The organism is Chelatococcus sp. HY11 (genome assembly GCF_018398335.1).
GTDB lineage: Bacteria > Pseudomonadota > Alphaproteobacteria > Rhizobiales > Beijerinckiaceae > Chelatococcus.
Genome location: NZ_JAHBRX010000001.1, coordinates 1,277,888 through 1,303,469, shown reverse-complemented (window position 1 = coordinate 1,303,469; position 25,582 = coordinate 1,277,888). Strand labels below are relative to the sequence as shown.

Annotated in this window: 27 protein-coding genes, 1 tRNA gene and 1 pseudogene; 16 read left to right on the top strand and 13 right to left on the bottom strand. The window is 61.8% G+C overall.

Annotated features, from left to right (window positions below; translation table 11 throughout):
- Positions 1–231 precede the first annotated feature (231 nt).
- The 3 genes from KIO74_RS06125 (at position 232) to KIO74_RS06115 (ending at position 2,686) form a co-directional block, all read left to right on the top strand.
- Entirely contained in the window at positions 232–1,680 is a 1,449-nt protein-coding gene (locus KIO74_RS06125; RefSeq protein WP_213331172.1) for a GGDEF domain-containing protein, read from the top strand.
- 116 nt (positions 1,681–1,796) lie between these two features.
- Positions 1,797–2,192: a DUF6152 family protein gene (locus KIO74_RS06120; protein ID WP_213331171.1), complete on the top strand. Its 396-nt coding sequence runs from the start codon at positions 1,797–1,799 to the stop codon at positions 2,190–2,192.
- A 41-nt stretch (positions 2,193–2,233) separates the two neighbouring features.
- The gene (locus KIO74_RS06115; protein WP_213334401.1) at positions 2,234–2,686 is read left to right on the top strand and encodes a DUF6644 family protein; all 453 of its coding nucleotides are present in this window, start codon (positions 2,234–2,236) and stop codon (positions 2,684–2,686) included.
- Positions 2,687–2,702: 16 nt separating this feature from the next.
- Here the strand turns inward: KIO74_RS06115 and KIO74_RS06110 are convergent, their stop codons facing one another.
- The gene (locus KIO74_RS06110) at positions 2,703–3,038 is read right to left on the bottom strand and encodes a GIY-YIG nuclease family protein (RefSeq protein WP_213331170.1); all 336 of its coding nucleotides are present in this window, start codon (positions 3,036–3,038) and stop codon (positions 2,703–2,705) included.
- A 107-nt stretch (positions 3,039–3,145) separates the two neighbouring features.
- Here KIO74_RS06110 and KIO74_RS06105 point away from each other — a divergent pair, with 107 nt between their 5' ends.
- Positions 3,146–3,748 carry a DUF2239 family protein gene (locus KIO74_RS06105; protein ID WP_213331169.1) on the top strand — a complete coding sequence of 201 codons (603 nt, stop codon included), beginning with the start codon at positions 3,146–3,148 and terminating at the stop codon, positions 3,746–3,748.
- A 423-nt stretch (positions 3,749–4,171) separates the two neighbouring features.
- Here KIO74_RS06105 and KIO74_RS06100 read toward each other — a convergent pair whose 3' ends face one another.
- Complete coding sequence (locus KIO74_RS06100) at positions 4,172–4,507, bottom strand: DUF6481 family protein (protein WP_213331168.1); 336 nt, start codon at positions 4,505–4,507, stop codon at positions 4,172–4,174.
- Between the two features lie 319 nt (positions 4,508–4,826).
- Between KIO74_RS06100 and KIO74_RS06095 the strand changes: the two genes are divergently transcribed.
- Both KIO74_RS06095 and KIO74_RS06090 read left to right on the top strand, forming a co-directional pair.
- Positions 4,827–5,273, top strand: coding sequence for a hypothetical protein (locus tag KIO74_RS06095; RefSeq protein WP_213331167.1), 447 nt, complete (start codon positions 4,827–4,829; stop codon positions 5,271–5,273).
- Positions 5,274–5,707: 434 nt separating this feature from the next.
- Positions 5,708–5,986: a hypothetical protein gene (locus KIO74_RS06090; RefSeq protein WP_213331166.1), complete on the top strand. Its 279-nt coding sequence runs from the start codon at positions 5,708–5,710 to the stop codon at positions 5,984–5,986.
- A 428-nt stretch (positions 5,987–6,414) separates the two neighbouring features.
- Here KIO74_RS06090 and KIO74_RS06085 read toward each other — a convergent pair.
- Together KIO74_RS06085 and KIO74_RS06080 are read right to left on the bottom strand one after the other, a co-directional pair.
- Positions 6,415–6,492, bottom strand: a tRNA-Pro gene (locus KIO74_RS06085).
- A 722-nt stretch (positions 6,493–7,214) separates the two neighbouring features.
- Entirely contained in the window at positions 7,215–8,162 is a 948-nt protein-coding gene (locus KIO74_RS06080; protein WP_213331165.1) for a hypothetical protein, read from the bottom strand.
- Between the two features lie 152 nt (positions 8,163–8,314).
- Here KIO74_RS06080 and KIO74_RS06075 point away from each other — a divergent pair, with 152 nt between their 5' ends.
- Together KIO74_RS06075 and KIO74_RS06070 are read left to right on the top strand one after the other, a co-directional pair.
- Positions 8,315–8,602, top strand: a complete 288-nt coding sequence (locus tag KIO74_RS06075; RefSeq protein WP_249730871.1) for a hypothetical protein — start codon at positions 8,315–8,317, stop codon at positions 8,600–8,602.
- Between the two features lie 26 nt (positions 8,603–8,628).
- A complete protein-coding gene (locus tag KIO74_RS06070; protein ID WP_213331164.1) occupies positions 8,629–8,925 on the top strand; it encodes a hypothetical protein in 297 nt (98 codons plus the stop codon).
- 60 nt (positions 8,926–8,985) lie between these two features.
- On the opposite strand, the gene KIO74_RS06065 is transcribed toward KIO74_RS06070, so the two are convergent.
- Together KIO74_RS06065 and KIO74_RS06060 are read right to left on the bottom strand one after the other, a co-directional pair.
- Positions 8,986–9,576 carry a GNAT family N-acetyltransferase gene (locus tag KIO74_RS06065; protein WP_213331163.1) on the bottom strand — a complete coding sequence of 197 codons (591 nt, stop codon included), beginning with the start codon at positions 9,574–9,576 and terminating at the stop codon, positions 8,986–8,988.
- Entirely contained in the window at positions 9,569–10,798 is a 1,230-nt protein-coding gene (locus tag KIO74_RS06060; RefSeq protein ID WP_213331162.1) for an SAM-dependent methyltransferase, read from the bottom strand. The genes KIO74_RS06065 and KIO74_RS06060 overlap by 8 nt, the downstream gene beginning before the upstream one ends.
- Before the next feature lie 239 nt (positions 10,799–11,037).
- Between KIO74_RS06060 and fabF the strand changes: the two genes are divergently transcribed.
- Both fabF and KIO74_RS06050 read left to right on the top strand, forming a co-directional pair.
- Complete coding sequence (fabF, locus tag KIO74_RS06055; RefSeq protein WP_213331161.1) at positions 11,038–12,306, top strand: beta-ketoacyl-ACP synthase II; 1,269 nt, start codon at positions 11,038–11,040, stop codon at positions 12,304–12,306.
- A gap of 139 nt (positions 12,307–12,445) precedes the next feature.
- Positions 12,446–13,054: a hypothetical protein gene (locus KIO74_RS06050; protein ID WP_213331160.1), complete on the top strand. Its 609-nt coding sequence runs from the start codon at positions 12,446–12,448 to the stop codon at positions 13,052–13,054.
- A 73-nt stretch (positions 13,055–13,127) separates the two neighbouring features.
- On the opposite strand, the gene KIO74_RS06045 is transcribed toward KIO74_RS06050, so the two are convergent.
- From KIO74_RS06045 to KIO74_RS06035, 3 genes are all read right to left on the bottom strand, one after another.
- A complete protein-coding gene (locus KIO74_RS06045; RefSeq protein WP_213331159.1) occupies positions 13,128–13,694 on the bottom strand; it encodes an Imm27 family immunity protein in 567 nt (188 codons plus the stop codon).
- Positions 13,695–13,780: 86 nt separating this feature from the next.
- The gene (locus KIO74_RS06040; protein ID WP_213331158.1) at positions 13,781–14,440 is read right to left on the bottom strand and encodes a DUF1345 domain-containing protein; all 660 of its coding nucleotides are present in this window, start codon (positions 14,438–14,440) and stop codon (positions 13,781–13,783) included.
- Positions 14,441–14,563: 123 nt separating this feature from the next.
- Positions 14,564–15,109 carry a hypothetical protein gene (locus KIO74_RS06035; protein ID WP_213331157.1) on the bottom strand — a complete coding sequence of 182 codons (546 nt, stop codon included), beginning with the start codon at positions 15,107–15,109 and terminating at the stop codon, positions 14,564–14,566.
- 385 nt (positions 15,110–15,494) lie between these two features.
- On the opposite strand from KIO74_RS06035, the gene KIO74_RS06030 reads away from it, so the two are divergent.
- Positions 15,495–17,192 (top strand): Do family serine endopeptidase, encoded by a 1,698-nt coding sequence (locus KIO74_RS06030; RefSeq protein ID WP_502762024.1) that lies wholly within the window; start codon positions 15,495–15,497, stop codon positions 17,190–17,192.
- A gap of 320 nt (positions 17,193–17,512) precedes the next feature.
- On the opposite strand, the gene KIO74_RS06025 is transcribed toward KIO74_RS06030, so the two are convergent.
- Entirely contained in the window at positions 17,513–18,184 is a 672-nt protein-coding gene (locus KIO74_RS06025; RefSeq protein WP_213331156.1) for a metallophosphoesterase, read from the bottom strand.
- Between the two features lie 408 nt (positions 18,185–18,592).
- Between KIO74_RS06025 and KIO74_RS06020 the strand changes: the two genes are divergently transcribed.
- Entirely contained in the window at positions 18,593–20,179 is a 1,587-nt protein-coding gene (locus KIO74_RS06020) for an arylsulfatase (RefSeq protein ID WP_213334368.1), read from the top strand.
- A gap of 312 nt (positions 20,180–20,491) precedes the next feature.
- Here the strand turns inward: KIO74_RS06020 and KIO74_RS06015 are convergent, their stop codons facing one another.
- On the bottom strand, positions 20,492–20,935 hold the full coding sequence (locus tag KIO74_RS06015; protein WP_213331155.1) for a hypothetical protein: 444 nt from the start codon (positions 20,933–20,935) through the stop codon (positions 20,492–20,494).
- A gap of 134 nt (positions 20,936–21,069) precedes the next feature.
- On the opposite strand from KIO74_RS06015, the gene KIO74_RS06010 reads away from it, so the two are divergent.
- Positions 21,070–21,240, top strand: a complete 171-nt coding sequence (locus KIO74_RS06010; RefSeq protein ID WP_213331154.1) for a hypothetical protein — start codon at positions 21,070–21,072, stop codon at positions 21,238–21,240.
- Between the two features lie 27 nt (positions 21,241–21,267).
- Here the strand turns inward: KIO74_RS06010 and KIO74_RS06005 are convergent, their stop codons facing one another.
- Positions 21,268–21,588, bottom strand: coding sequence for a DMT family transporter (locus tag KIO74_RS06005; RefSeq protein WP_213331153.1), 321 nt, complete (start codon positions 21,586–21,588; stop codon positions 21,268–21,270).
- Between the two features lie 94 nt (positions 21,589–21,682).
- A pseudogene (locus tag KIO74_RS06000) lies at positions 21,683–22,134 on the bottom strand (F0F1 ATP synthase subunit A).
- 340 nt (positions 22,135–22,474) lie between these two features.
- On the opposite strand from KIO74_RS06000, the gene KIO74_RS05995 reads away from it, so the two are divergent.
- From KIO74_RS05995 to KIO74_RS05985, 3 genes are all read left to right on the top strand, one after another.
- A complete protein-coding gene (locus KIO74_RS05995) occupies positions 22,475–22,732 on the top strand; it encodes a GlsB/YeaQ/YmgE family stress response membrane protein (protein WP_213331152.1) in 258 nt (85 codons plus the stop codon).
- Positions 22,733–22,927: 195 nt separating this feature from the next.
- Complete coding sequence (locus tag KIO74_RS05990; RefSeq protein WP_213331151.1) at positions 22,928–23,497, top strand: HdeD family acid-resistance protein; 570 nt, start codon at positions 22,928–22,930, stop codon at positions 23,495–23,497.
- A gap of 521 nt (positions 23,498–24,018) precedes the next feature.
- A complete protein-coding gene (locus tag KIO74_RS05985) occupies positions 24,019–25,551 on the top strand; it encodes an ABC transporter substrate-binding protein (RefSeq protein WP_249730870.1) in 1,533 nt (510 codons plus the stop codon).
- Positions 25,552–25,582: the final 31 nt, after the last annotated feature.

Here is a 25,582-nt window from a genome sequence, read left to right as displayed (position 1 = left end):
CAATGGCTGCGGTGGAATAACGGGATACCATCAAGCCGCCGTCGCGCGAAAAGGAAGCGAATGTTTCGTTCACGTCGTCTTCGGAAGTCTGGCATCTCCGGCCATTTTCGGGGAGGAGGGCGACGTTGCAGGCCACAAGTGTTGCGCCTGATCGTAGATGCGGCAGTCAAGATCCCACTTGCCGTACTATAGTTTTCCGGTAGCCTGATACGACATTGGAGGCGCAAGGTCATGCAAACCCGCGCACCAGGGCTTCGCCCAGGCAGGGAGTTCGATGGGGCAAAGACCGCGGATATAAGGGCGGCTATTGTCGTATTGTCTGGCGTTTTTGCTGCTTCGCTTTTCGGAATATTGACGCGTCCTGTCGGAGATCTGGCGGCATTCTGGCCGGCAAACGCTATCTTGCTCGGCTTGATGGTGCGTTTTCAGGGCTTGGCGAGACCCTCGGGGTGGATAGCGGCAGCGCTTGGATATGTTGCCGCTGATCTTGTAACCGGCGGTACGTTGCTTTCGACACTTCTACTTTCAGCTGCGAATTTGTTCGGCGTCGGCGTTGGGTTTGCGCTGTTTTCCCGGCTCGATGAGCAGTACAGACGCCTCCGTCGCCCGCTGTCGGTTATGTATTTGGTGGTCATAACGGCTATTGCGGCGGCAGCGGCTGGTGTCATAGGTGCAGTCGCTAATCCGATCTTGTTCGGCAAGGGAGCCGCGTCTGGCTGGACTTTCTGGTTCGCGACCGAGCTCGTCAACTTCATGGCGATACTACCGCTTGTGCTGAGCTTTCCCGATATAACATGGCAGGGCTTACGCAAGTCGGCTTTTCCAAGGCATGTTAGACTGGCCTCGATCTGGCCTGTCCTTGCGCTGATAGGTTCTGCCGCTGCCTCGGTGCTCGTCGGCGGGCCGGGAGCCATGGCCTTTCCCGCGCCGGCGCTTCTATGGTGCGCGTTAACCTATAGTCTGTTCGTCACCTCAGCGCTGACATTCTTGTTTAGCTTCTGGATTCTTCTCGCCATTTCAAACGGGTATCTTCCCATCGCCGTCGACAACGACGCGCAGCATGCTCTGATGTCGATCCGTATCGGTGTCATGTTGATGGCGCTGGCGCCGATTACAGTTGCCAGCGTCATGGCAACGCGAAATGAGCTTCTTGATCGGCTCAAGCGGTTGGCCGAGCACGACCAGTTGACCGGCCTTCTCAATCGGAGTGCTTTCCGGGACAAGGCATCCGCGCTTGTTTCGGAATCGACGCGCAACGCACGGCCGTTAGCTGTCCTGATGGCGGATATCGATCACTTCAAAAGCATCAACGATACGTTTGGGCATGCGGCTGGTGACACGGTCCTGGCCGCGTTCGCCCGCTGCGGATCCGGCTGCCTGCGCAACTCGGATATTTTCGGGCGGTTGGGAGGGGAAGAATTCGCGATCGTCCTGGCCGACTGTACCGCCGAGGAAGCCCTTGGGATCGCCGAGCGAATTCGGACCTTGTTCGCGTCCGAGCGCGTTGTTTTGGCGGATGGGCGCCCCGTCGCGGCGACCGTGTCGATAGGGTGCGGATCTTCTCGATCGAGCCACCCGGGCATCGACCACCTGCTGCTGGTCGCCGACAATGCCCTGTACGCCGCCAAAGCGGCTGGCAGAAACCGCGTCATCGTGGCGGCATCAGAGCGGCAAGAATAGCATCGCGGGCTAGCATGACGCGCTTTTGAAGACAGCTTCTTCCGTATCAGGGCATATTGGGGCGGTGGTCAGGACCAGGTGATCACGGACCACAGGCAATGCGGGAGAACGCGGTCATGGTATCACTGGCACAGAGGCGCGTGTTTCTGGGGCTCGCCGTCGTGGGGACCGTGGCGGCTGTTATTGTTCCAGCCGCTGCACATCATGGCTGGTCATGGGCCGATGGCGATCAGATTGAGCTGAAGGGCCAGATCCAGTCGATCGCTATGGCGCCGCCACATCCGATGCTGCACGTCAAGGCAGCGGATGGTGCCGTGTGGCAGGTTGACCTCGGCAATCCGAGCCAAACGGCTCGTTCCGGTTTCACCGGTAACACGGCAAAGGTGGGTGATGCCATCACGGCCATCGGCAACCGACACCGCGACCACAGCAAGATGCATATGAAGGCGGTGCGCATCGTTATTGCCGGCAAGAATTACGATATGTATCCCGAGCGGATTCAGACGAACTGATCCATCGCGTGGAATCTTTGTTTGGACCGATACTCGCCTGGATGGGAACATGGCCGGGCGCGGTGTGGCTGCAGAGCTCGGGCACGGCCTATCTCTTTGTCAATGCCGCCCATATCCTGTCGATCGGGCTCGTCCTGGGAGGCATCCTGCCGCTCGATCTCCGGCTGATGGGCTTCAGTCGCGCAACGTCGCTCGCCGTTATCGGTCCTTTCCTGTCCCGCGTGGCGGCGACGGGTGTCGTGCTCGCCATCGCGACGGGGCTGTGGCTGTTCAGCGTGCGTCCTGCCGAATACGCCCGCAATCCGGCCTTCATGGCGAAGCTCGTGCTGCTTGCAGTTGCACTCGTCAATGTTTTCGTTCAGCACCGCAGTCGGGATTTTCAGGCAGCCTTGCGCGGCGCGCGCGTGACAATGGCTGTGCGCCTGCGCGCCGCGGCTTCGGCCATGCTCTGGTTGCTCGTTCTCATCGCCGGGCGATGGATCGGTTTTGTGTGAGGCTAACATACCGGCATTAAAGCCGCTCGGCGTTCAATTCCGCGCACCAATGGGCGAGCCGTTCGCGGAGCAGGCGTTCGGCGGCGAAAGACGGCATGTCGTCGTCCACTGTCTCGAGGATTCTGAGGCGGAATGCGTGCCCTCCATGGGCATGCCAAGCGGCTTGCAGTCCGCTGTGCCGGTGCAGCCCTTGCCCCAAAGTGAATTCAAGCCTGTTCCAGATGGTCGAGATGTCCGGCGCGCGTCCCGCCCAATGGGCTCCAGTCGCCGTGCATTCAATAGCATAGAGCCCAGTAACGGTCTTTCGTTCCTTGTAGGCGGCGACGAGCGCCTTCCGTTCCTCACGATTCATGTCGACATCTCCGCGTGAAATTTCACGGCTCAATATTTTACCCGGATAATATTTGCAAGATGATTTTATCCGGGTATAAGTGGCGCCGTTGATGCTTGGAGATCGTCATGTCCCAATCCGACTCTAGCCGTTTGACGGCTTTCGATGGCGGGGGCCTTTTGGCCCGAGGAGCGCGTGTCGACGTCGCGCTCGCGGTGCATGCCGCCGTCGCGAGCAACCCCGACGCTGATATTCTGACCTTCGACGACATGAGCGGGCAGGTTGTCGACCTCGATCTGCGCGGCTCGGCTTCCGATGTTGTCGGGCGCTACGCCGCAACGGCTGTCACGCCGGACATCACAGCCCCATCGGTCGTGGGTGAGCGCGGTCGCGGACGGCCGAAACTCGGTGTTGTCGCGCGCGAGGTCACCCTGTTGCCACGCCATTGGGACTGGTTGGCGACACAGCCCGGCGGCGCCTCGCAGACCTTGCGCCGTCTTGTCGAGGCCGCACGCCGGGACGATGATGGCCAGGCAGGGTCTCGGGCTGGTCGCGACCGCGCATATCGCTTCATGGCCACAATGGCAGGAAACTGGCCTGGCTTCGAGGAGGCGGCACGGGCTCTGTTCAAGCCCGATCGGGCGCAATTCGAGGCTATCACCCGCGACTGGCCCGTCGACGTTCGGCAGCACATAGGCCGGCTTGCATGGGGTGATACGAGCGTCTTGTGAGGCCCTGCGCACAAGGAAAAGGGGGCGTCGTGAGCGTAGACGTCAGACCTAATTCCATGTTTGAGCCTGCAGGATGCCGGAGCGACCTGGGGCTTTCAGGCGCTTCGGGGAACACTGCGCGGTTGCATAGTCACGCGATGACGGGTCTTCGATCACGAGAATGCCCCAGAAACCTCGGCGTCCCTGAGGGCTTCCGGATAGAAGCGGCCATCGCGATAGGCAAGCGCGGCGACGCGTCAATGTTGCCGGAAGGGCTCGCGTCGCGGGAGAGGCCAAGCGACCGCTTGCCCCTTGAGGCGGTGGCGATTGCCGGCGACTTCAAGGCTGAACAGGCCTGGCAGGCAAGGACGCCGTGGCACGCCTGCGGCGCCTCTCTGCCAGAAAACGCGAAGCTGGAAATTTCAAAAGAAACGAGGCTGAGAATCAGGAGCGCTGACGCGCCTTGCGTGCGGCGTAGCGCGCGTCGCGAGCGGCCTTCTGGTCCGCGAGCAACTTCTCCTTGGCGGCCGCCTCTTCCGTGGAGCGAGCTATTGCCGAAGCGGCCTCTTCGGCAGCACGGCGCTCTTCCTCTGCCAGCTTTTCGGCCTGCCGCTGCGCAAGTCGTTCCTCGCGTTCCTTTGCGACAGCGAGATTCGCGGAGCGGCGTTCGGCCAATTCCGGGTCGCTGATCTTTTTCTGGAAAGAGGCCGCGAGGGCCTTCTTGGCTGCTGCTGCGGACGACAGCCGGTCTGCGAACGATGCACCCTTTACGCTCTTCAAAACGCTATAACCTCTTTAGGACGTGCCTTCGGCACAATTTTCTGCGCCTCCATACAGCAGTTATCGTTCCTGAACCAGACACAGGATTGGAGGCGTCGTTAAAAAAAGTTTGACATATCGTGCTGCATTCTTTGCAACAGGCTGGCGATTGGCCGAAGTAAGGCGTCCCTGCCATGGCAAAGCCATGGTTGACTGGCAGAGGGGGATCGGATGGTCCGATAACCCGCTGCCGCCCATGACCCGATTGGGTCGACGCGCCAGTCAAGGGCGCGCGCTGCGCTGTTTGTTTCACCGCCGACGGCGGGTTCGCGAGAGTGCCATGTTGAAGCGTTGTTTGTTCAATGCCGCTGTGCTGACGATCCTGGCGATCGGTTTTTCGCCTGCGCAGGCCGCGCCCCTGACCCCTTCTCCATCGGAGAAGGGCGGTGTCGAGAATGAAACGGCGGAGCAAAAGGCCTTTCATGCAAAGGCGGATGCGGCGTTGAAGGCGCTCGACGATAAAATGGAGCGCCGTAATCAGGCGGCCCGCCGGGCCGTTATGGGAATTTGCTCCGGATGTCTTGGCCGCTCCGCTGGGGGGAATGGACCGACCCGTGAGGCCCGGGATGCGGGAGATTTCGACCCCTTTTCCGGATCAGTCAATGACGCGGCTGTAGAAGCGCCGGCCCAACCTGCGGCGCGTCCCGCGCGGCCGCAGGTCTCTCAGGCGCCCCGGACTGCGCCACTCGCCCCTCCGATGCAGATTCTGCCCGATCGCGCGCGCTAGCAGTTACCCGCAGAAACGGAATCCCATTACGGGGCATAATTGTCTCATAATGAGGCTATGGTCTCGCGGCTGAGTCGAGGCTTGCCGGTCTAGATGTTACATTTCGGGACGAGCAAGACCTCTGGGGGTTGGGTGAGCTGACGGGCTTTTCCGGAAACGCGCCTTGCAGCCGAAAATGGCGCGGGTGCCGCTCAAAGGCTTTATACGCATGGGTTCGCCGCATATGAGCCCGCGAAGAATTTAACATTTTCAGTGCGGAGAATACAGCTCAAGGCTCGCTCGCGGGCCTTGGCATATCGTCCTGAACAGGACGTCCAGTGATCGCTGTTCACTGCTTTGTACAGTTTTTGCTAGGTGAACTATGCGGTAGCGCACTGCCTCGGGGGGGCGGGGTGGTCTATTATCTGATATAAGTATCTGGGGAGATTGGGGGAATGGGGAACTATCCGCGCGTTCGCGCCGATGGAGACAGTTTAGAGATCGAGCTGGAAGCGGGCTTGACCATCGTTTCTTATATCGGCGATCCCATTTTGGTACAGACTATCGAGCGCCTGTGGTCCACGCCGGAATCCGTCGCGGAGAGGATCGCGCATTTGACGGATCTTCTGGCGCGTGATGGTGGGCACATGGTGGATGATTGCGTCCTGCCCTTATTGCGGGGGCTGCCGCAGAACGCGGACAATGTCGCGGCTGTTCCATTCGGCGAACGATAGGGACGAGGGCGGTTCTGGCGTTGATGCACGAATGGGGCGGGCAGGCGCCAGACGCACTCACGGATTTGGAAGCGATCGGCCCGCTTTCTCTATCTCCAACGCCTGTCCTTCGGCCCTTCAGCGGCAAGGTCGCTGAACGAACCTTCGGAGGGCATGGTGTCGCCAAAGCTGTGCGGGAATTCAGCATCAGCGGGCCGCCGTGAGAGAGCGGAAATCGAGCGCTTCAGGCACTGACGTTTGATGTTCTGCGCGCTGACACTCGCATTTCGCGCCACGCGACGGGTAGAACGAACCATGAAAACGGTGTGGGTAATCTTGTGGGCGTTTAGCGCCCCACAGGCGCCCATAGGGCCGATTTTATTCGCCTCTGGCATGCCCGCAACAGCTCGCCAAATCCCATATAAATATTTGATTTAATTAGGGTTTTTTGGTCGGAGCGGCGGGATTTGAACCCACGACCCCTAGTCCCCCAGACTAGTGCGCTAACCGGACTGCGCTACGCTCCGACGCCTCGACGGCGTTGATGACGTAGGATTTTTCGGGGCGGAGCGCAAGCCCGAATTCGTATGTCCACAGAACATAACGGACACGTCGAGCAAGTCTCTCGGCATCAGAGCGCGGAAAAGCGGCGGTGTCTTCCGTGAGCCAACCTCACGCGGGCGGAATCATTCGTCGTTTGACCCGGCGCGCCCGGTGCCGGACCTTCTGGTGACCAAGGGCGGAGGCACAATCGCCGCAACCGAGAGGGGGAAATCCAACATGGCCGACGGTTCAGGCGTCATCGACCCGAGCAGGCGCCGCATGATGCAGGGCGGCGCCATGCTGGCCGCGGGTACCGCATTGCTGGCGCGCGGCCCGTTCCGCGCGGGCCGGCGGACGCCATCCCTCGCAGATCGAGCTGAAGCCACTGCCGGTGGCCAAAGAAGGCCTGGCGGATCTCGGCGATGTCGAGTTCGCCTATCGCGATACCAGAGGGATTGACAGGCGGTCGTGATGCTACCTCCGGACACCGGAAGAAGCCATGCCATTTGAGACTACCAGCAACCGGTTTCGCCAAGGCAGGATTTCTCGTCATCAGCTGTTCCGGGCGAGGTTATCTCGGTTCCGAGGCCGCCCCAAGGAGCACCCGGGGAACGGCGGCCGGCGCATCTCCATCGATCGTATGGAGCGGGTCGGGAGCGGCGGATGACGAGCGCCTAAGATCGACTTCCGTGAGACACTGAGGCGGTCAGGCCAGGCTCTTGTCCATCGCGGGTCTTGAGAGCGAGGACGGCGGCAACGGCTTCAGCGACGACAAGGCGCCTCTCATCGCATCCCCTTGCAGCAGAATGATACCTGCGAAGAAATTATCGAAGCTCTCGAGCATCTGGGGCGTCACGAGGATGCGATTGTCGGGCATTCTCCGGATGAGACCTGCGCCTTCCGCACTGCGCAGCGTGCCCAGCACGTGAGCACGCGAGACCGAATAGCGCTGGGCGATACCGGCGATCGTCAAATCAGCCTTTGTCGCGCCGCCATAGCCCTCGCTCTTCGCCAGATAGGCCGCGAGGAGTTGCAGCGCGATCATCATGCCGCCGTCGCGCTCGGCAAAGACAGATAGCTGCGGCGCCCATGCGAGCGGCCGTAATCCGGCGCGAAAACGAAGCATGAGTTCGCGCACGAAGGCCGCGATGAACGGCTCGTTCTCGAGTTGCCGCGCGGCGGCTTCGCCCTCCGGCAATACAACCGCAACCGCCGCGAATACCTTCCTCCAGCGTTCGCGATGAAGCGCCAGAAGACGCTCGGTCGGTATGAGAAGTCGCTCGCGGCCGTCGCGTCCCCGCGCTTCCATGAGCAGTCCGAAGAGCCTCATGGTGGCGAGCACCGAACCGGCGCGCCCCGCGCTGCAGACGCCATGGGAGACGCAGGCGGCCTTGAGCTTCCCGGCCGTCAACCCCGGCGCGCCCTTGCTGCCTTCGCCGTGGTAGTGCAGATCAAGCGCCAGCATGGCGAGCAGAAATCGGCCGCGATCGTTCAAAAGACGATTCAGAAGCCAGTGATTGCGATAATGCGATGCGACCGCCTCAGAGAAGCGCAGCACAGCCGCTGAAAAACGCGGATCACTCTTCAGCGCGGCAATACGGGCCGCTGTCGGCTCGATTCCCCGCTGCTGCTCGAGATCACGTCCTTCCGTCATCGGCTCCTCTTAGGTGCCTCTTGGGCTCCTCTTGGCACGCGAGCGAAGCGGAGCCCACGGATAAGACCAATTTTTGCCATTGTTTGTCCACGGCCGCCAATGCAATCGCGAGAAGCCGGCGTTACCACTTCTCATCCGGTGTGGAGAAACAGATGAAACCATGGATTCTCGCCGCCCTCGGCGCGCTGACAGGAATTGTCGGGACCAGTCTTGCGAGCCCGAGCCAGGCCGTTGTCTACTGCAAGACGGTTGGCGTGCCGAAGGGCTGCGTCGCGCGCCCGGTCGGCGTCGGCGCGCCCGGCATCGGCGTGAGGCCCGGTGTTGGCGTTGGAGCGCCGGGTGTCGGTGTGCGCCCGGGCGTTGGCGTCGGGGCGCCGGGCGTGCGCCCGCGCAGCGCCATCAACCGTGGCGGCCCGGTCAACCGGGTCGGCGTGCGTTGAAATACGAGAATATCCGGGAGTTGATCATGTTCCGCCAAATCATCGGCAGCGCTGTCGGATGCGTGCTCGTCCTAGGCTCGTCTCTTGCGATGACATCCGCCCTTGCGGATAAGGCCAGCGCCACGGCCTGCGCGGCCAAGCTCGGCAAGCCCGGGCAGATCATCTACAACAAGGTCGCGCCGCAGGCCGCCGCAACGGCCGATCTGCGCGGCTTGATCACTGATGAGACCCGCAGCCTCGTGATGTCCGGACAGGTGTCCCGTGGTGATGCCCGTCCGGCGGCTGAAGCCGCGGGCGCGTGCCTGGTTCAACTGCGCTCCTGAGCCGCGACAGGCGAAGGCTTCAGGGACCTGTCTAGATTCTGGAAGCCTTCGCTCGCTCGATCACGCGCGGGCGAGCAATGGGCGCAGATCCCGCCACCCATAAGCGACCTCGGCGAGGATTGCATCGCCTCGTTGTTCCTCCCGCTCACCAACCAGGCGGCCACCCAGGCTCTCGTAGAAGCCGCGCGCCGGCAGGTTGCTGCTAAGGACCCACAGGCTCAAGCCTTCATGTCCTTGACTACGCAGGGCGCCGGCGACCGATGCCATGAGCGCGCGGCCTATGCCGGCCCGCTGGTGCGCCCGCAGGACATAAATGGCGCCAATCTCGCCCGTGAAGCTGAGTTCACGCAGCGACGATGTCCGCTGCGGATCCCCGGACGCGAAGCCGACAATCTGTCCTCCGCATTCAGCCACGAACGCAGCCGCTGTCTTGTCTTGCTGCGTCCGGCGGAGAATAGCCCGCCACCGTGCCGCACGGTCGCTGATGGACAAGGCGGATAGTACGGCCTCGGGGATCAGCCCCGTGTAGGTCTCATGCCAGGCTTGGACATGAACGGTTGCAATGCCCTCGACATCCGGGATCATAGCAGGCCGGACGACGATTGCTGGCTCGTCATCCCTCCGCGCGCCGGAAGCCGTGGTGCTACCCATAGGCGTTGGCCCGAACTGCCCTCAGCTCATTGACCATGAAGTCACGCACGATTGGCACCGCATCGCGCTTCTGGGACAACAGCAGCTGGAACACCATGTTGGAGCCATTGAGAAAGCCGAGCTCGACAGCGACGAGGTAGAACTCCCACATCCGGCAGAAGCGCTCGTCGTAGAGAGACGCCGCCTCGTCCCGGCGCGCCTCGAAGCGCTCGCGCCAATGCTTGATGGTGTAGTAGTAGTGTAGACGCAGCACTTCCATGTCCGCGACCCACATCCCCACCCGCTCGGTCGCCGCGAATACCTCCGACAGGGCCGGAACATAACCGCCGGGGAAGATGTATTTGCGGATGAACGGCCCTGTGGTGCCAGGCGGCGTCATGCGTCCGATACAATGGACGAAGGCGTAGCCATCCTCTCCCAGGAGCGAGGCGATCTTCGCAAAATAGTCGTCGAAATGGCCGATGCCCACATGTTCCATCATCCCGACCGAAACCACGCGGTCGAAACGCCCCTCCAGTGCCCGATAATCGAGCTCGCGGAATTCGATGCGATCAGCGACGCCCGCGGCCGCCGCGCGCTCACGCGCGATACGCAGCTGTTCGGGCGAGACATTGATAGCCGTGACGTGCGCGCCGCTCTGCGCCAGTTCAATGGCCAGGGAGCCCCAGCCCGAGCCGATTTCCGCGACACGCATGCCGGGCTCGAGCTTGAGTTTGGCGGCGATACGCCTGAGCTTGTTTCTCTGGGCCTCTTCGAGCGTGTCGGTCTCTGGGTCTTCGAAGAAGGCACAGGAATAGTTCAAGCCCTCATCCAGAAAGAGACGATAGAGATCCGTTGAAAGATCGTAGTGATGGCGCGCGTTGGCTGCGGCAACTTTGGCGGGATTGGCCTGCTGGCGACGTTTCAGGCCGCGCCATAATGTCCGCAGCAGCTTCTGCGATTGGTGGGCGCCGAGACCGGCACGGTTGATGGAAAACAGATAGAGGAAATCGTAGATTGTGGAGCCTTCGCCAAACGTGAGCGTGCCATCCATATAGGCTTCACCGGCGTGGAGCTCGGGATTGAAAAAGAGCTTGGTGTGAAGCGCCTTGTCATGGAGCCGTACATGAACGTCCGGCCCGGGTCCCTTGCCACCGAAGACCTGCAGCTTTCCGTTCGCATCGGTCAGATGCATGGTCCCGTTGCGGATGAATTTGGTCAAAAGATTGGACAGCAGCAGCATCTCGTCCCCATTCCCACGCCTCCCGTGCTCGGCGGCAGTCTTGACGCCAAACCAATCACTTGCAAGCGCTCTCGACATCGTTCAATGGAGAAGCTGGCTTTCGGGGGTGCTCGGCGGACTTCTCCCGACAGCGACACACTCTGGAAACCAATTTTGCCTTATTCCATTCTCCGATTTGTGAATATTACAGTTTTCGCGCTGAGCGGCGAAATGCTTCTGGGTAGGGAGGTGGTTTTTCGGTGAGTAAACGCCGCATTGTCGTCACCGGTCTGGGGCTTGTGTCACCGCTCGGCTGCGGCGTGGGGCCTGTCTGGAGCCGGCTTATTGCGAGCCAATCCGGCATCCGGCGCCTCCCTGATTCGATGGTCTATGACGTCACCGCCAAGATCGGCGGGCGGGTGCCGACGACGGCCGACGACCCCGAGGCGGGCCATGATCCTGATCGTGTGGTCGCGCCCAAGGACCAAAAGCGGATGGACCCCTTCATCCTGCTTGCGTTGACCGCGGCCGAGGAGGCCATCATCCAGGCGGGCTGGCGCCCGGCCAGCGCGCATGAGCGGGAACGCACCGCCACCATCATCGCGTCAGGCATCGGCGGCTTCACGACCATGAGCGAAGCCATGATAACGGTGCAGACCAAGGGCCCGCGGCGGTTGTCGCCCTTTACCGTCCCTTCCTTCCTGGTCAATCTGGCCGCCGGGCAGGTCTCGATCCGGCACGGGTTCCGGGGCCCCATCGGCGCGCCGGTGACCGCCTGCGCCGCGAGCGTCCAGGCCATAGGCGACGGCGCGCGGCTCATCGCCAACGGCGAGGCCGACATCGCCATCTGCGGTGGCGCGGAATCCTGTATCGAGCGGGTCAGCCTCGGCAGTTTCGCCGCCGCGCATGCGCTGTCGACCCATTTCAACGATGCGCCCGAACGGGCCTCGCGGCCGTTCGATGTTCAACGGGACGGCTTCGTGATGGGCGAAGGCGCCGGCATGCTGGTCATCGAGGCTTTGGACCATGCGCTGGCCCGTGGCGCCGAGCCCTTGGCCGAACTTTGCGGCTACGGCACGAGCTCGGACGGCTTTCATATGGCGGCTGCCCCCGCCGACGGCGAAGGTGTGCAACGCGCCATGCGGCTTGCGATCGCCGCGGCCGGCATCGATCCGTCCGAGATCGGCTATATCAATGCCCACGCGACGTCGACGCCCATGGGGGACGCGGCGGAACTCACGGCGATCAGCAGGATCTTCGGCCCCAATGCCGATGTTTCGATCTCCTCGACCAAATCGGCGACCGGCCATCTGTTGGGAGCGGCGGGGGCGGTCGAGGCCATCTTCAGCATCCTGGCGCTGCGCAATTCCATCCTGCCGCCGACCCTCAACCTTGAGGACCGCGACCCCCTCGCGGGCGATCTCGACCTGATCGGGCCGCAGGCGCGCGCCAAGCCCATCACTCATGCGCTCTCCAACGGCTTCGGCTTCGGCGGTGTCAACGCGTCTGTCATCTTTGGAAGCATCTGAGCCTCCACGCGGCTTGGCCGACCCGCCGCAATGAAATGACCGCCACGCGGCGGCGACGGTCGAGCATGCGCCCAAGTTTACATCATTGCCCGTTTCTTATCTTATTGGGTTACCTGACCTCGTCGGATGACACTTGGCAATGGATGACGCTGCTCCTCAAAAACCGTTGAAGCGCCGGCCTCGCGGCGAGGCGGTCAAAGGCTTCCTGGCGGCCGACCGCACGCCGATGTGGATGACCATCACCATGCTCCTTATGGGGGCCAGCGGCACCTATTTTCTGGCGCCCCGGATCAATGCGGAATTCGAGGCGCAAAAAATCAAGACCGACTTTGTCATCCGCAACTACAGCGACCTTCGCACGAAGATGGAGGACTTCCAGGGCCTCTTCATGATGTCGGCGCAGAAGGCTTCCGCGGGCGATGACGTCAGGGCCGAAGTCATCAAGCTCTACGAGTTGTCGGGTCGCATCAGCGCGCAGACATTATCGATGCTGCCCATGTTCACGACCGCCGAAGGCCCCAAAGCGACCGCGGAACTGAACCAGGCCTTGAACGGCATGATTTCCTTTCTGGTGGAGAATGCCGAGGAAAAGCCGACAACCGATGCCGCGCTGAAGACCTTCAATACGAACATGGTCGCGGCCCTGACGAAAATGATTCCGCCGCTGCTGGAGCTCTATGTGCGGATCGGCGACGTGGGACGGCTCAGCCCCACCGAAAAAGACATTGATCTCGCGGCGAGGAAATAGGAGGCATGGAGCGATCAACGGACGGCTGCCATAACAGATGCCTTGCAGCATCGGACGCGCCCCGACGTGGCCGCTACAAGCTGTAACGGCCCGCGGCGTCTTCACTCCGAATAACGCTCAACCGTCGGGCACCGCCCCCTTCGAGTTCGCCATAGGGATGGGTGAGTTCCCAGAAACGTCCATCGGATGGATCACGGAACAAGAGAGACCATCCGCATTCGCTGACCGCGATCTTGGACAGGTATTCTTGCGTGAGATAAGAAATCCGTCGCTCGATGGCGCGGTTATCCTTGCCTGCGAACTCCGCGCTGATGAGCCGTTCGTCTGCTCCGATACGATCGGCGGGTTGATCGTCGCCAAGGATATCAGCCGCGCCGAGCGCCCTGAAAAGATTGGAGATATTCTCCCGCGCCCTGTGCGCCAGCCGGTAGAAATCCGGATCGGTGACAACGGCGGCATTTCGCGCAAGGCTTGCCAGCGCATCAGCAAGGCACGATGCGGTATGTAGCGCCTCATGAAAGCAAGGCGAGCCGGGCCTGCCATCTGCTGAGAGTTCGGCTTCGGTTCTGCCATGCTGCCTGGCCAGATACTCCAAATGCCGAAGGCGGGCGAACTCAACTGCAAAGTCCGTATCAACCATCGCTTTCGCCCGTACTTTTCGTTTGATCTCAGCGAGGAGTCTGGAATGATCGCGGTGCTTTCCACAAGGCGGCGCGCCACCCCATATCAGATCACTCCGGCCGCGATGTTCACCCCCATGGCGAGAATGGCGGTGTTGAACAGGAAAGATAGCACGGTGTGGCAGAGGACGATGCGGCGAATACGTCGGGATTCGATCACGATATCCGATGTTTGCGCGGCCGCGCCGAGGTTGGCGGAAAAATACATGAAATCCCAATAGTCCGGCTGGAAATCCTTGCTCTTGCCAGAGGATGGAAAGCGAATGCCGGGATGGCTCTTCTCCCGCGCGTAGTATTCGTGGGCGTAATGAAGCGCGAAGCTGACGTGGACGATCAGCCAGGAGAAGAGGATCGTCACCGTCGCCAGCGCGATATGCAGATTGCGGATCGTCGGGGGGAGATTTCCGACATTGCTGAATTCCACCACGATCGCCACGAGGCTCATCACGCTGGCGAAGATGGTGAACATCAGGATGGCCATGGCCCCGTCATCCTCGACGGCCGCGCGGCGGCGCATCACCGCGACATCCGCAGTAAAGGCCATGCGGACAACCAGACAGAGATAGATGAGCGCGCCGCAATCCCAGGCGATCAGAAGCCGGGAGGAGAGGGGAAGCGTATGCGGCAGGACAGCCGCCAGCCCGACGATGATGGCGAGGAAGATGATGATCCGCGGCCGCGCCCGCAGACTGTTGATAATGGACATCGGACGAACACCCGGCGTTGGACGGCAGGAGGATTTTGGGAGGTGGGCCCCGCTGGAGCCTTCTGTGGTGCCGGCAATCAAGGGCCCCGCGACCACAACGCCTCCACGGTGCACCGGCGTTCCCTAACCGCGCAACCGATACCAGACGACAACCCCTGCGGCCGCGAGCGCGACGACGAGGATCAGTGTGAGAATGAGGGCGGACTGGTCAAGCCATGCGACGGTGGGCACCGCGAGACCCATGACGACGCCATTGGCGCCCATCTGCCAGGAGCCGATATGCACGCCGGCCACGAAGGTGCTGAGCGCCAGGATTAGCAGGATGATAAGGCCTGTTGAGTCGATATTGGCGATCGCCTGCACGCTGGGCAGGAAGACGAGATACATCGCCAGCAGGAACGCGCCCCAATGGAGCACCTGCGTCCAGACCAGCCGCCAACGGCTGCGGGCGTCAGGCGCATCGGGCCAGCCGACGCTGATGCAGACGATCGCTATGACAACGGCCATGAACTGCCAGTAGAGGGGGATCGGGTGGCGGGTCAGGCTGACATAGCCGACGCCGCAGGCCGTCAGGATGAGAATCGCGAGATAGGGGAGTTCGCGCATCCAGAAGCTGGAATGGCGCGAAGACCCGGCGGAGGCATCCCCGGGGGTTCCAAAATTTGCCATGGCTCTCGTACTCCCACATCCAGCGTCACGCAGTGCTTTGCCAAGCAATGCTTCTCTTTTGGGCCGTCGAGCCCGCATCGGTCCTGCCGGGGCGTCGTCCCGGCCTGCGGGCATCTCTGCCCGCACGGCCAAAACCGACTCCCGAGCGCCCTCGCGAGCTCCAACAGCCTCTAGATTATTGGCCGTAGGGTTGCCACAGCAATCATTGGAAATGGCATGGAATTACCTTTCGAGCCCCCTCGAATCTTACGAAGAATTCATGGGTTTGAGAGGGTGCTGTAATTGGGGGTTTGTCATTGTCTGTTGCGAAGAGGGGCGCGATATCCGCGTTCCCGCGCCGGGATCCTGGGGGATTGGGCCTGGTGCGAGCGTGACTGGAAAGACGATGATGATGGACAAGAATTCGCAGAGCCCTGCCACGCCGCGGTCGAGCCTCAACAAGTTGGGCCTCCGCAAGTTGGGCCCGCGCAACGCCAACCTCCGCAACGCGAGCGCGCGCAAGTCGAGCCCGCGCAAGTCGCTGTTGCTGGGCGCGGTTGCGCTGGCGGCCTTGGGCACGGCGGGTGTGCTGCAGGGTCTGGTGGCCCCGCCCTATGGGCCGGCCTATGCGCAGCAGATCGCGCCGGCGCCGGCGGTGACGGTGCCCGGCCAGGCCTCCTTCGCCGATCTCGTCGACCGGGTGAAGCCGGCTGTCGTGTCGGTGCAGGTGAAGGTGGCGATCGACAATGTCCGCGATGACGGCGGCATGCAGCGCTTCGGCGGCCAGGGCGGCGAACAGTTCGGCGGTCCCGGCATGGGTCCTGGCATGGGTCCTGGCATGGGTCCTGGCATGGGTCCTGGCATGGGTCCTGGCATGGGTGGCCCCAACAACCCCTTCGAGCAGTTCTTCCGCCGCTTCGGTGGCGAGGGCGGGCCGCAGGGCGGCCAGCGCCAGCAGCCGCGCCGCTTCGGCGAGGCGCAGGGCTCAGGCTTCTTCATCAGCCAGGACGGCTATGTCGTCACCAACAACCATGTGGTCGAGAAGGGCAGCGAGATCCAGGTGAAGATGGATGACGGGCGCAGCCTCACGGCCAAGGTCATCGGCACCGATCCGAAGACGGATCTGGCGCTCCTGAAGGTCGACGAGGCGGGTCCGTTCCCCTATGTGCCGCTGGCGGGGGTTGCCCCGCGTGTCGGCGACTGGGTGGTGGCGGTCGGCAATCCCTTCGGGCTTGGCGGCACGGTGACGGCGGGCATCGTCTCGGCGCGTGGCCGTGACATCGGGGCCGGTCCCTATGACGACTTCATCCAGGTCGACGCGCCGATCAACAAGGGCAATTCCGGTGGCCCGACCTTCAACCTGTCCGGCCAGGTGGTGGGCGTCAACACGGCGATCGCCTCGCCGTCGGGTGGCAATGTCGGCATCGCCTTCGCCATCCCGTCCGAGACGGTGCAGTCGGTGGTGCAGCAGCTGAAGGACAAGGGCGCGGTGAGCCGCGGCTATATCGGCGTGCAGATCCAGCCGGTGACGGCGGATATCGCGGCGGGCCTCGGGCTGGACAAGGCGGAAGGGGCGATCGTGGCGCGCGTCGAGGACAATGGTCCGGCGGCCAAGGCGGGCCTGAAGACGGGCGATGCGATCGTGGCGCTCGATGGCAAGACGGTCAGTGACGCGCGCGCCCTGTCGCGGGAGATCGCCGGCCATGCGCCGGGCTCCAAGCTCGACCTGACGGTGTGGCGCGACGGCAAGACGCAGAAGATCGCGCTGACGCTGGCGACGATGCCGGGTGAGAAGACGGCGGCGCTGGGCGAGGAGCAGGGCGCCGGCCAGGCCAAGCTCGGGCTGCAACTGGCGCCCGCGGCCAGCGTCGGCGGTGCCGGCCAGGACGGCGTGGTGGTGATGGGCGTCCAGCCCGGCTCGCCCGCCGAGGAGCGGGGCCTGAAGACCGGCGACGTCATCGTCGAGGCCTCGGGCCGCAAGGTCGAGCGGCCGGCCGACATCACCAAGGTGATCGCCGACGTCAAGAAGGAAGGCCGCAAGGCGGTGCTGTTCCGCCTGAAGACCGAGGACGGCTCACGCTTCGTCGCCCTGCCGGTGGCGTAAGGCTTGACGGGGGAGGACGGCGCGCCGCGCAGGCGGCGTGTCGGCCCCCTTCGCCACGCCCGAAATCCCGCCAGCCGCGAAACCCGGCCTGACCGCCGGAGACGGCGCGGCCCGTGACGGTTCGGGTCCCGGCGACAGGCGGCCAGTCCACACCCACACCCTATCCCCGGAGAGCCGGACCCCTGCCGGGGACCGTGACCGCGTACCGGCTCTCCACAACGCGGCAGGCCGGCAGCCATCAGCCAGCCTGCCGCTCTTCTTGTGAATGCGTGAGGCAACCTGCTCCAGCCCAGGAGCCTGTCTCAAGCCAAGGCCCCGCCTCAAGCGGCGGTAATTTCGATCAGCTCCTTCGGCCCGCCGGGTTGATCATCATCGAAAACCGCCACCACAAGACGTCCTGTCCGCCAGGCCATGGTGTCGAGATTGGTTCGCCCGCGATAGTGCCTCGGCCCGTCCTTATGCGGCGTATGGCCATGGATGACATGGAAATCACCATGTCCGTCCTCCACATCCGGTGCGTAGCGCATCCAGATCAAAGCCTGCGGATCCTGCGCGTCCAGCGGCAAGGCCGCGTCCACGCCAGCATGGACATAGATCCTGTAGCGATCGCGATAGAGGGACTTGAGCGCGCCAAGCCACGCCACATGAGCCGAGGGAACCGCACCGTCAGCCTCCCCACCTCCTTTCCGGCTATAGGACTGCAACGTCTCGCGGCCGCCATTGTCGAGCCATCGCTGCGACGGGGCGGTGCCCGTCAAGGCGCCGACCATCATCTCCTCGTGATTGCCTTTGAGGCAGATCCAAGTCCAGCCTTCCGGCGGGCCTGCCATCAAGCGCGCGACGATCTGCCTGCTCTGGGGGCCGCGGTCGACATAATCACCTGTAAAGACCACGGTGCCTCCCGCCGGCGCACGCTCTGCGACGGCGGCCAGAGCCACTTCGAGGAGATCAAAGCGCCCGTGCAGGTCAGCGATGACGAAGGTTCTGCCCATTGTACTCACGTCTGCCACGCTCAATCACATCGCTTCAGCGGACCATCACACGGTCCCCTAACGCATTTTGCCGCCGGAGGGAAACATCCGCCGGCACAATGCTCTCGAGCAGGCCAAGGTGGCTCTCGAGCAGGCCAAGGTGGCGCATCGTGGCAGCGGAAGCCGTCCCTTTGGATAGTCTCATCCCTCGACCTAACTCCTCGGCGGTTGAAATCCCGCCTTCTGGTCTTCGCTCCCGAGGAGCCGGCCGCGTGATAGTCGTGCTGAAAGGGTCACCAAGACCACGTTTTGCTTGTAACCGTGTGGTTTCCGGCGTCCTAATAGGAGCGCCCCGCTGAGGTAGTTGTCAGCGAGAAGCGCAAAACATTGGAGGGCGCTGTGAGATTAAGGCATCTTCTTGCATCAGTTATGTTTGCCGGTGTCACCGCAGGAATTCTAGTTTCGCCAACATTGGCGCAGCAGCCGACCAGCCCCCCAGCTCAACCGCCGTCCCAGCCGGCTACTACCTCTCGTCCCAACATCCTCGTTATCTTTGGTGACGATATCGGGCAAACCAATCTGTCGACCTATAGTTTCGGCCTCATGGGCTATAGGACACCGAACATCGACAGGATCGCCAATGAAGGCCTGAAGTTCACGGACTATTACGCCGAGCAGAGTTGCACCGCGGGGCGCTCGACGTTCCTGACGGGACAATCGACGCTGAGAACCGGCCTCTCCAAGGTCGGCCTTCCAGGGGCCAACGTGGGCCTCCAAGCCACGGACGCGACGATCGCCTCTGCTCTGAAGAGCCTCGGCTATGCAACGGGGCAGTTCGGCAAGAACCATCTCGGCGACCGTGACGAGTTTCTGCCTACCGCGCATGGTTTCGACGAATTCTTTGGCAATCTCTATCACTTGAACGCCGAGGAAGAGCCGGAGAACTTCAACTATCCGCAGGATCCCGCCTTCCGCCAGAAATTCGGCCCGCGTGGTGTCATAAAGTCTTCCGCAGATGGCAGGGTTGAGGATACCGGCCCGCTGACGCGCAAGAGAATGGAAACCGTCGACGACGAAACCTCCGGCGCGGCGATCGATTTCATCGAGCGGCAGGCACAGGCGGACAAGCCCTTTTTTGTCTGGATGAACACGACCCGGATGCATTTCCGCACCCACGTCCGGCCGGAGAACCGCAGTAAACCCGGTCTGACGGCCTTGACCGAATATGCAGACGGCATGATCGAGACCGACAAGGTCATCGGCACTATCCTCAACAAGCTCGACCAGCTCAAGCTTACCGAGAACACGATCGTCATCTATACGACCGACAACGGCCCTCACCAGAATTCATGGCCGGATGCCGGCACCACGCCATTCCGCAGCGAGAAGAACACCAACTGGGAAGGCGCATTCCGCGTGCCCGCCATGATCCGTTGGCCCGGCCATATCCAGCCTGGATCTGTCGCCAATGGCGTCTTTTCCGGCCTCGACTGGTTCCCGACCCTGCTCGCGGCGGCAGGGGATGTCGATATCAAGGAGAGGCTTCTCAAGGGTACAGCGATCAACGGCAAGCAGTACAAGAACCACCTCGATGGTTACAACCAGCTCGACTATCTGACCGGAAAGACAGACAGCAGCGCCCGCAAGGAGTTCTTCTATTTCAATGACGACGGCCAATTGGTGGCGATGCGCTACGAGAACTGGAAGCTCGTCTTCTCCGAGCAGCGCGCCACGGGTACGTTACGGATCTGGGCAGAGCCTTTCACACCGTTGCGCGTTCCCAAAATGTTCGACCTCCGGGCCGATCCCTATGAACGCGCGGACCTGACGTCCAATACCTACTATGATTGGGTTCTTGATCGCGCCTACCTGGTGGTGCCAGCCCAAGCCTATGTTGCGCAGTTTCTCGAAACCTTCAAGGAGTACCCGCCTGCCCAGCGACCTGCGAGCTTTTCGATCGACCAGATCCAAGAACAGCTTGAGCAGCAATTCAAGAATACAGGCGGTGGCCAGTAACGGCTGCGTGATCAATCGCAATGCCGTCCCGAAGGATGAAGTCATCGGGGCAATTGGCCCTGAGCGTCGCGAACAGCGCCGTTGGAGTGAGCGGCAGGGCACCATGCCCGGCGCCTTGGCGGACTGGCGCAGCTGGGCGCCGGCGCGATCGACGAAATCTGAGCTACGGCAGTCTTGGCTGGCGGGAAAGGAACTGAGCGGGAAAAATAACGGCGGGCTTCCGCACTCCCTGACGGTGTCACGTCACTTTGGACCCGCCGTGCTTTTCGTTGTCAGCCAGCCTGCCATCAAGGAGACACGGAAGCGTTTCCGTCACCGCTCCCGGACCAGAAGCCCGCAAGCAACGGCGATGTCTGTCGGTGTGACGTGGGAATAGCAATAGTCCAATGTGTTCGTGTCCACGACAGAGCCTCGGAAGGTTCCATCTTTATCGGCCATGACGAACTGCTTCCCATCGATGGACAAAGCGCCGATCAGTGTTTCCGACACTTTCTCCGAGGATAGGGTGCCCCAAAAGGTTCTGCCGTCCTGTCCTTCGATCCGGAAGACGAATTTAGAATTGTGCCGCTTGAGGTTGTCTTGCCCCGGGAGAGCCGACATCCCGCTCTCATGGTGTCTGCTCGGGCCATCCACGATGTGCGCGCCCTGCGACGGGTTCCATGTTCCCTTTAGATCAAGCACGTTCTGCGCGTTGGCGCCTTCAACGCTCGCAAGCAGGCCCATCACCCCGCCCATGAGATAAACAGCTCTTTTCATGACCAGCTCCCATCCGTCGCGCCGACATTATCCGGAATGCGTGAGAGCTGTATAGAGCGGTGTAAGGTGTTTTATTACCACCGGCGCAGCCGTCTCAGGTTGATGAGAAACGCCTCGAGCGGGGGGACTGATGCGTGATCCGCTCGATGAAGCGAATTCAAATTACCATGTTTCGGATACTTTTGAATTCGCCCCGGCGCGGTGTTGCCGCGAAAGGCAATCTATCCCGGCTGATCGGCAAGCCTGACCGGACCTTGCTCACGCCGATCGTCCCGCCCCAGCCGGGCGCTTTCCAGAGCGGCTGAAAGCGCCCGGTAGGGGGCGGGCATCTTCTAGGCAGAACTGGACATCTTCATCATCACGATGCCCGACACGATCAGCCCCGCCGCTGCGAGACGCATCGCGCTCGCCGATTCGCCCAGGACGAAAACGCCGACGAGAAACGCGCCGACGGCGCCAATTCCCGTCCAGACCGTGTAAGCCGTGCCCAGGGGAAGCGACCGCATCGACACCGACAACAGGGCGAAGCTCGCGATCATGAAGGCTATCGTGACGATGGACGGTACCAAGAGGGTGAAGCCCTCCGATCTTTTCATCGCGTAGGCCCAGACGATTTCAAACAGCCCTGCCAGCAGCAGATACAACCAAGCCATGAGACGCTCCAATCTTCCAATTCCGGGCCGTCCCGGAGATCTCGATAGCGAAGAGGCCGTCCCCCTCGGGTGAAGGCTCGCCTTCGGGGAATATTCAATGACCGGAATGCAGAGCATCCTGGAGATAAATGCAGGTGAACATCGCGAATATATAGGCCTGAACAACGCACATCAGAATCTCGATCACGGTTGTGGCTACCGCCATGAGAAGATGGCTCGTCACGGTGAACGAATAGGGAAACATCCCCACGAGATTGGCGACGAGGATGAACAAGAACAGGCAGAAGACGAATGCGAATAACCACATGCCGTCTTTTCCGGCGTTGGTCCGCTGCGTGTCGGCGATGAGCTCAAATAAGAGCTCGGCTGCGCGTCGGAGATGGCCTGGAACCCGTTGGCTTTTGGAGGTCGCCAAAAGAAAAATGCGGCCAGGAGGAATACCACCAGCAACATATAGGCGGATGACTCGGTGGCGCTCAGGTCCAGCCCACCCATCTCGATCGGGATGATGGGTGTGATCTTGAATTGTTCGATCGGTCCAGCCAAGTGCAGCCCTCCTGAGAGTGGCCGGGCCGTCCCGGATGTTCGAAGGTCCAGGTCGTCCTGGAACGGGACGCTGTCTAACTACTATGGCTCTACCGGTCAACGATATTCGTGTAAGCTGGCACGAGCCTTCTCGCCCACCTCGCTGACACCATGTCCGAAGCCTGCCGCGCCATAGAGCGGCTCTGTGGCGTCACGGTTCCACGGCTCGGGAGTACGGGTGGATGACCGTATAGCGTTACATGCGCGACCTCATCGGTCCGGAAGTTCGGAACAATAACCCGACAGGCGCATTACCGTAGTGCCGAAACTGCCAAGCTTCGGATGGATAGGAGGACGATCGATGGAAAACGAAGCCGCAACTGTGGGCTGGATCGCGGCCATTATCATAGGCGGCCTTGCCGGCTGGCTCGCTGAACAGTTTATGAAAAGCGAAATGGGCCTGATCGGCAACATTATCCTCGGTATAGTCGGCGCGGTTGTCGCCAATTTTCTCCTTGGTCTCGTTGGTGTCGCACTCGGTGGATGGCTCGGATATCTCATAGCCGGCTTCATCGGTGCCTGCATCCTGATCGCGATCGGCCGCGTCGTACGGCGATAGCTATATCTCAGGCGACGCTATGCGGGCGGCGTACGGTGGTTCCGTCAACGCCGCCTCTTAGGTCCCTCGGTTTGTGTCCGGCCCTGTCGGCGCCCGCGAAGTCCTGATCTGCGAAGTTTTCCCCTGATTGATCAAACTATTCCGGCGAACTATCCTCGCGTGGATTCGTGGTCGTCGTGAGACAAGGGGGCCAACATGGCAGGCGGATACGCTAAAGGTATTGAGTCGCGCGACCTCGGTGAGGGAATTCGCTCGAAATGGGTCTGGTTTCTCTGCCTTGGCCTGCTCCTGGTGGCCGGCGGCGCCCTGGCGATCATGCTGCCGGTCATGTCGACCATCGCGGCCAGCCTGGTGCTCGGCCTCGTTCTGGCTTGCGTTGGCATCGTCCAGATCATCCAGTCCTTCCAGGTCAAGGGCTGGGTTGGCTTCATCTGGCATCTGCTGATCGGCGTGATCCAGTTCGTCGGCGGTGTGCTCATCTACCTTAATCCGCTTGCTGGTGCGATTGCGATTACGGCGCTCATCGCCATCGTGTTTCTGGTTCAGGGCCTCTCCCAGATCGTGCTGGCATTCCGGTTGCGGCCTCGGGCCGGTTGGGGATGGTTACTCACCTCGGGCGTCATTGCCTTGTTGGCGAGCGCCGCGTTGCTTTTGAAGTTCCCCTACACGAGCGTCTACACACCGGGCACGATCGCCGGTATCTCCTTGCTGTTCGCCGGCTGCGCCTATCTCGCGATCGCTTTCACAGCGCGGCGCATCGGCTGATGCCTTTTGCGGATCGACGGTTCGAAGGCTGAGAGGGTGGCCGCCTGCGGAATGGCCCATTCCCATGGGATTTGATCTTGGCCTGAGAACCATAGCCGAACGTCTCTGAGAATGACATGAGGGACGCTCCACCTTTGGAGCGCCATCGACCTCCCATAACATATGGCTGCTTGGCACCTTCGTCGCCGGGCTTTGTCTGCGCGGACTGTCGCTTGGACGAACGATCGAGTGAAGGTGGGGCGCGCAATCCGCCTTGGCCCTGAACGTGTCGGTTCTTGAAGCCATCCTTGCGGCGGTGACGTTCGATCGCCGATGAGCACGCGGCGGGGCGTCCTAGGGTGCGCGTGTGAGACAAACACGCAATGCGGGATTTTCACGCGCCAAGCCAGCTTCCGAGGTTGGGCGCACAGTTTTTATTTATATATATCAATAATTTGAATGATTTTCGTGATGCTGGTACGCTTCTTGCCATCTCTCATGCCATAAGTCCGCCAAGAGCATAACACGGCATGGAGGGGTACATGTTTCATAGGTTTTCCGCCGCCGCGGCCATCGCGGTCATGGTCACGCTGCCGTTCGCATCAGGGCATGCGAGCGAGCTGCGCGTGGGGTTCACGCTGGATGCATTGACGCTGGATCCGGCCAATCATCGCAACCGGCAGACCGAGACCATTCTCCGCAACATCTATGACGGCCTGCTGACGCGCGATGCCAAGATGAAGGTCGTGCCGGAGCTGGCTGAATCCTGGACGCAGGTCGATCCGCTCACCTACGACTTTCGCATCCGCCAGGGCGTCAAGTTCCATGACGGTTCGGCCATGACGGCGGACGATATCGTCTTCACCTTCGAGCGCCTGACGAAGGATGGCGCGATGGGCGGGCAGACAAGCCCGCGCAAGGACCTGGTGGGGCCCGTCGAGGCTATCACCAAGGTCGACGACAACACCGTGCGCTTCAAGCTGAAGGAGCCCTGGCCAATCCTGCCCGCCATGCTGCCGGTGCAGGAGGTCGTGAGCAAGGCCTTCACCGAGAAGGTGGGTTCGCAGGGGCTCGCTACCCAGACCAACGGCAACGGCCCGTTTAAGCTGGTGGAATGGCGCAAGGGTGACGCGATCATTCTTGAGCGCTTCAACGATTACTACGGTGGGTCGCCCGATATCGCGCCCGTCGGCAAGGCCTGCGTCGATCGCGTCATCTTCCGCATCATTCCGGAGAACGCGTCGCGCGTGGCGGCCTTGCTCGCTGGCGAGGCGGATATCATCGCCGAGCTGCCGCCTTATGACATGAAGAAGGTGGAGGCCAACACCAATACCAAGGTGATGAAGGTCAACGGCACCCGTTCCTTCTTCGTCGCGCTGAACAATGCCAAGAAGCCCTTCGACGATCCCCGTGTCCGCCGTGCCGCCAATATGGCCGTCAACAAGGCGCTGATCATCGACAAGATCCTGCTGGGGACCGCTGTTCCCCTCAATGGCGTGCTGAGCCCGGATGCCTTCGGCTTCAACCCGGACTTGCCGGAATATGGGTTCGACGTGGAAGCCGCCAAGGCGCTTCTTGCCGAGGCCGGCTATCCCAACGGGCTCGATGTCACCCTCGATACCGAAGGGGCCTTCAAGGACATGGCTGAGGCTGTGGCCGCGATGCTGACGAAGATCGGCATGCGTACCAAGGTGGCGGTGGGCGAGGGCTCGACCATCCGCGCGAAATGGGCGCCGGCCGGCGAGAAGAAGGGCGATATGTATTTCAATTCCTGGGGCAATGGCTCGCTGGATCCGGCGGACATCTTCGTTCCGACATTGCGGACAGGCGATCGCGGCAACACGGCCTTCTATTCGAACAAGGAGGTCGATGCCCTGCTCGATGCGGCCAATGTGGAACTCGACCAGCCCAAGCGCGCTGATCTTTACAAGAAGGCGCAGGTTCTCGTGAATAAGGACGCGCCCTGGATTTTCCTTTGGCTGCCGCAGGATATCTACGGTGTGTCCAAGCGCGTCACGGGTTGGGAGCCGAGCGCCGACAGCCGTATCAACCTGCACGATGCCTGCGTGAAATGATCGGCGTTCGCGAGGTGGGTTGATGGAGAGC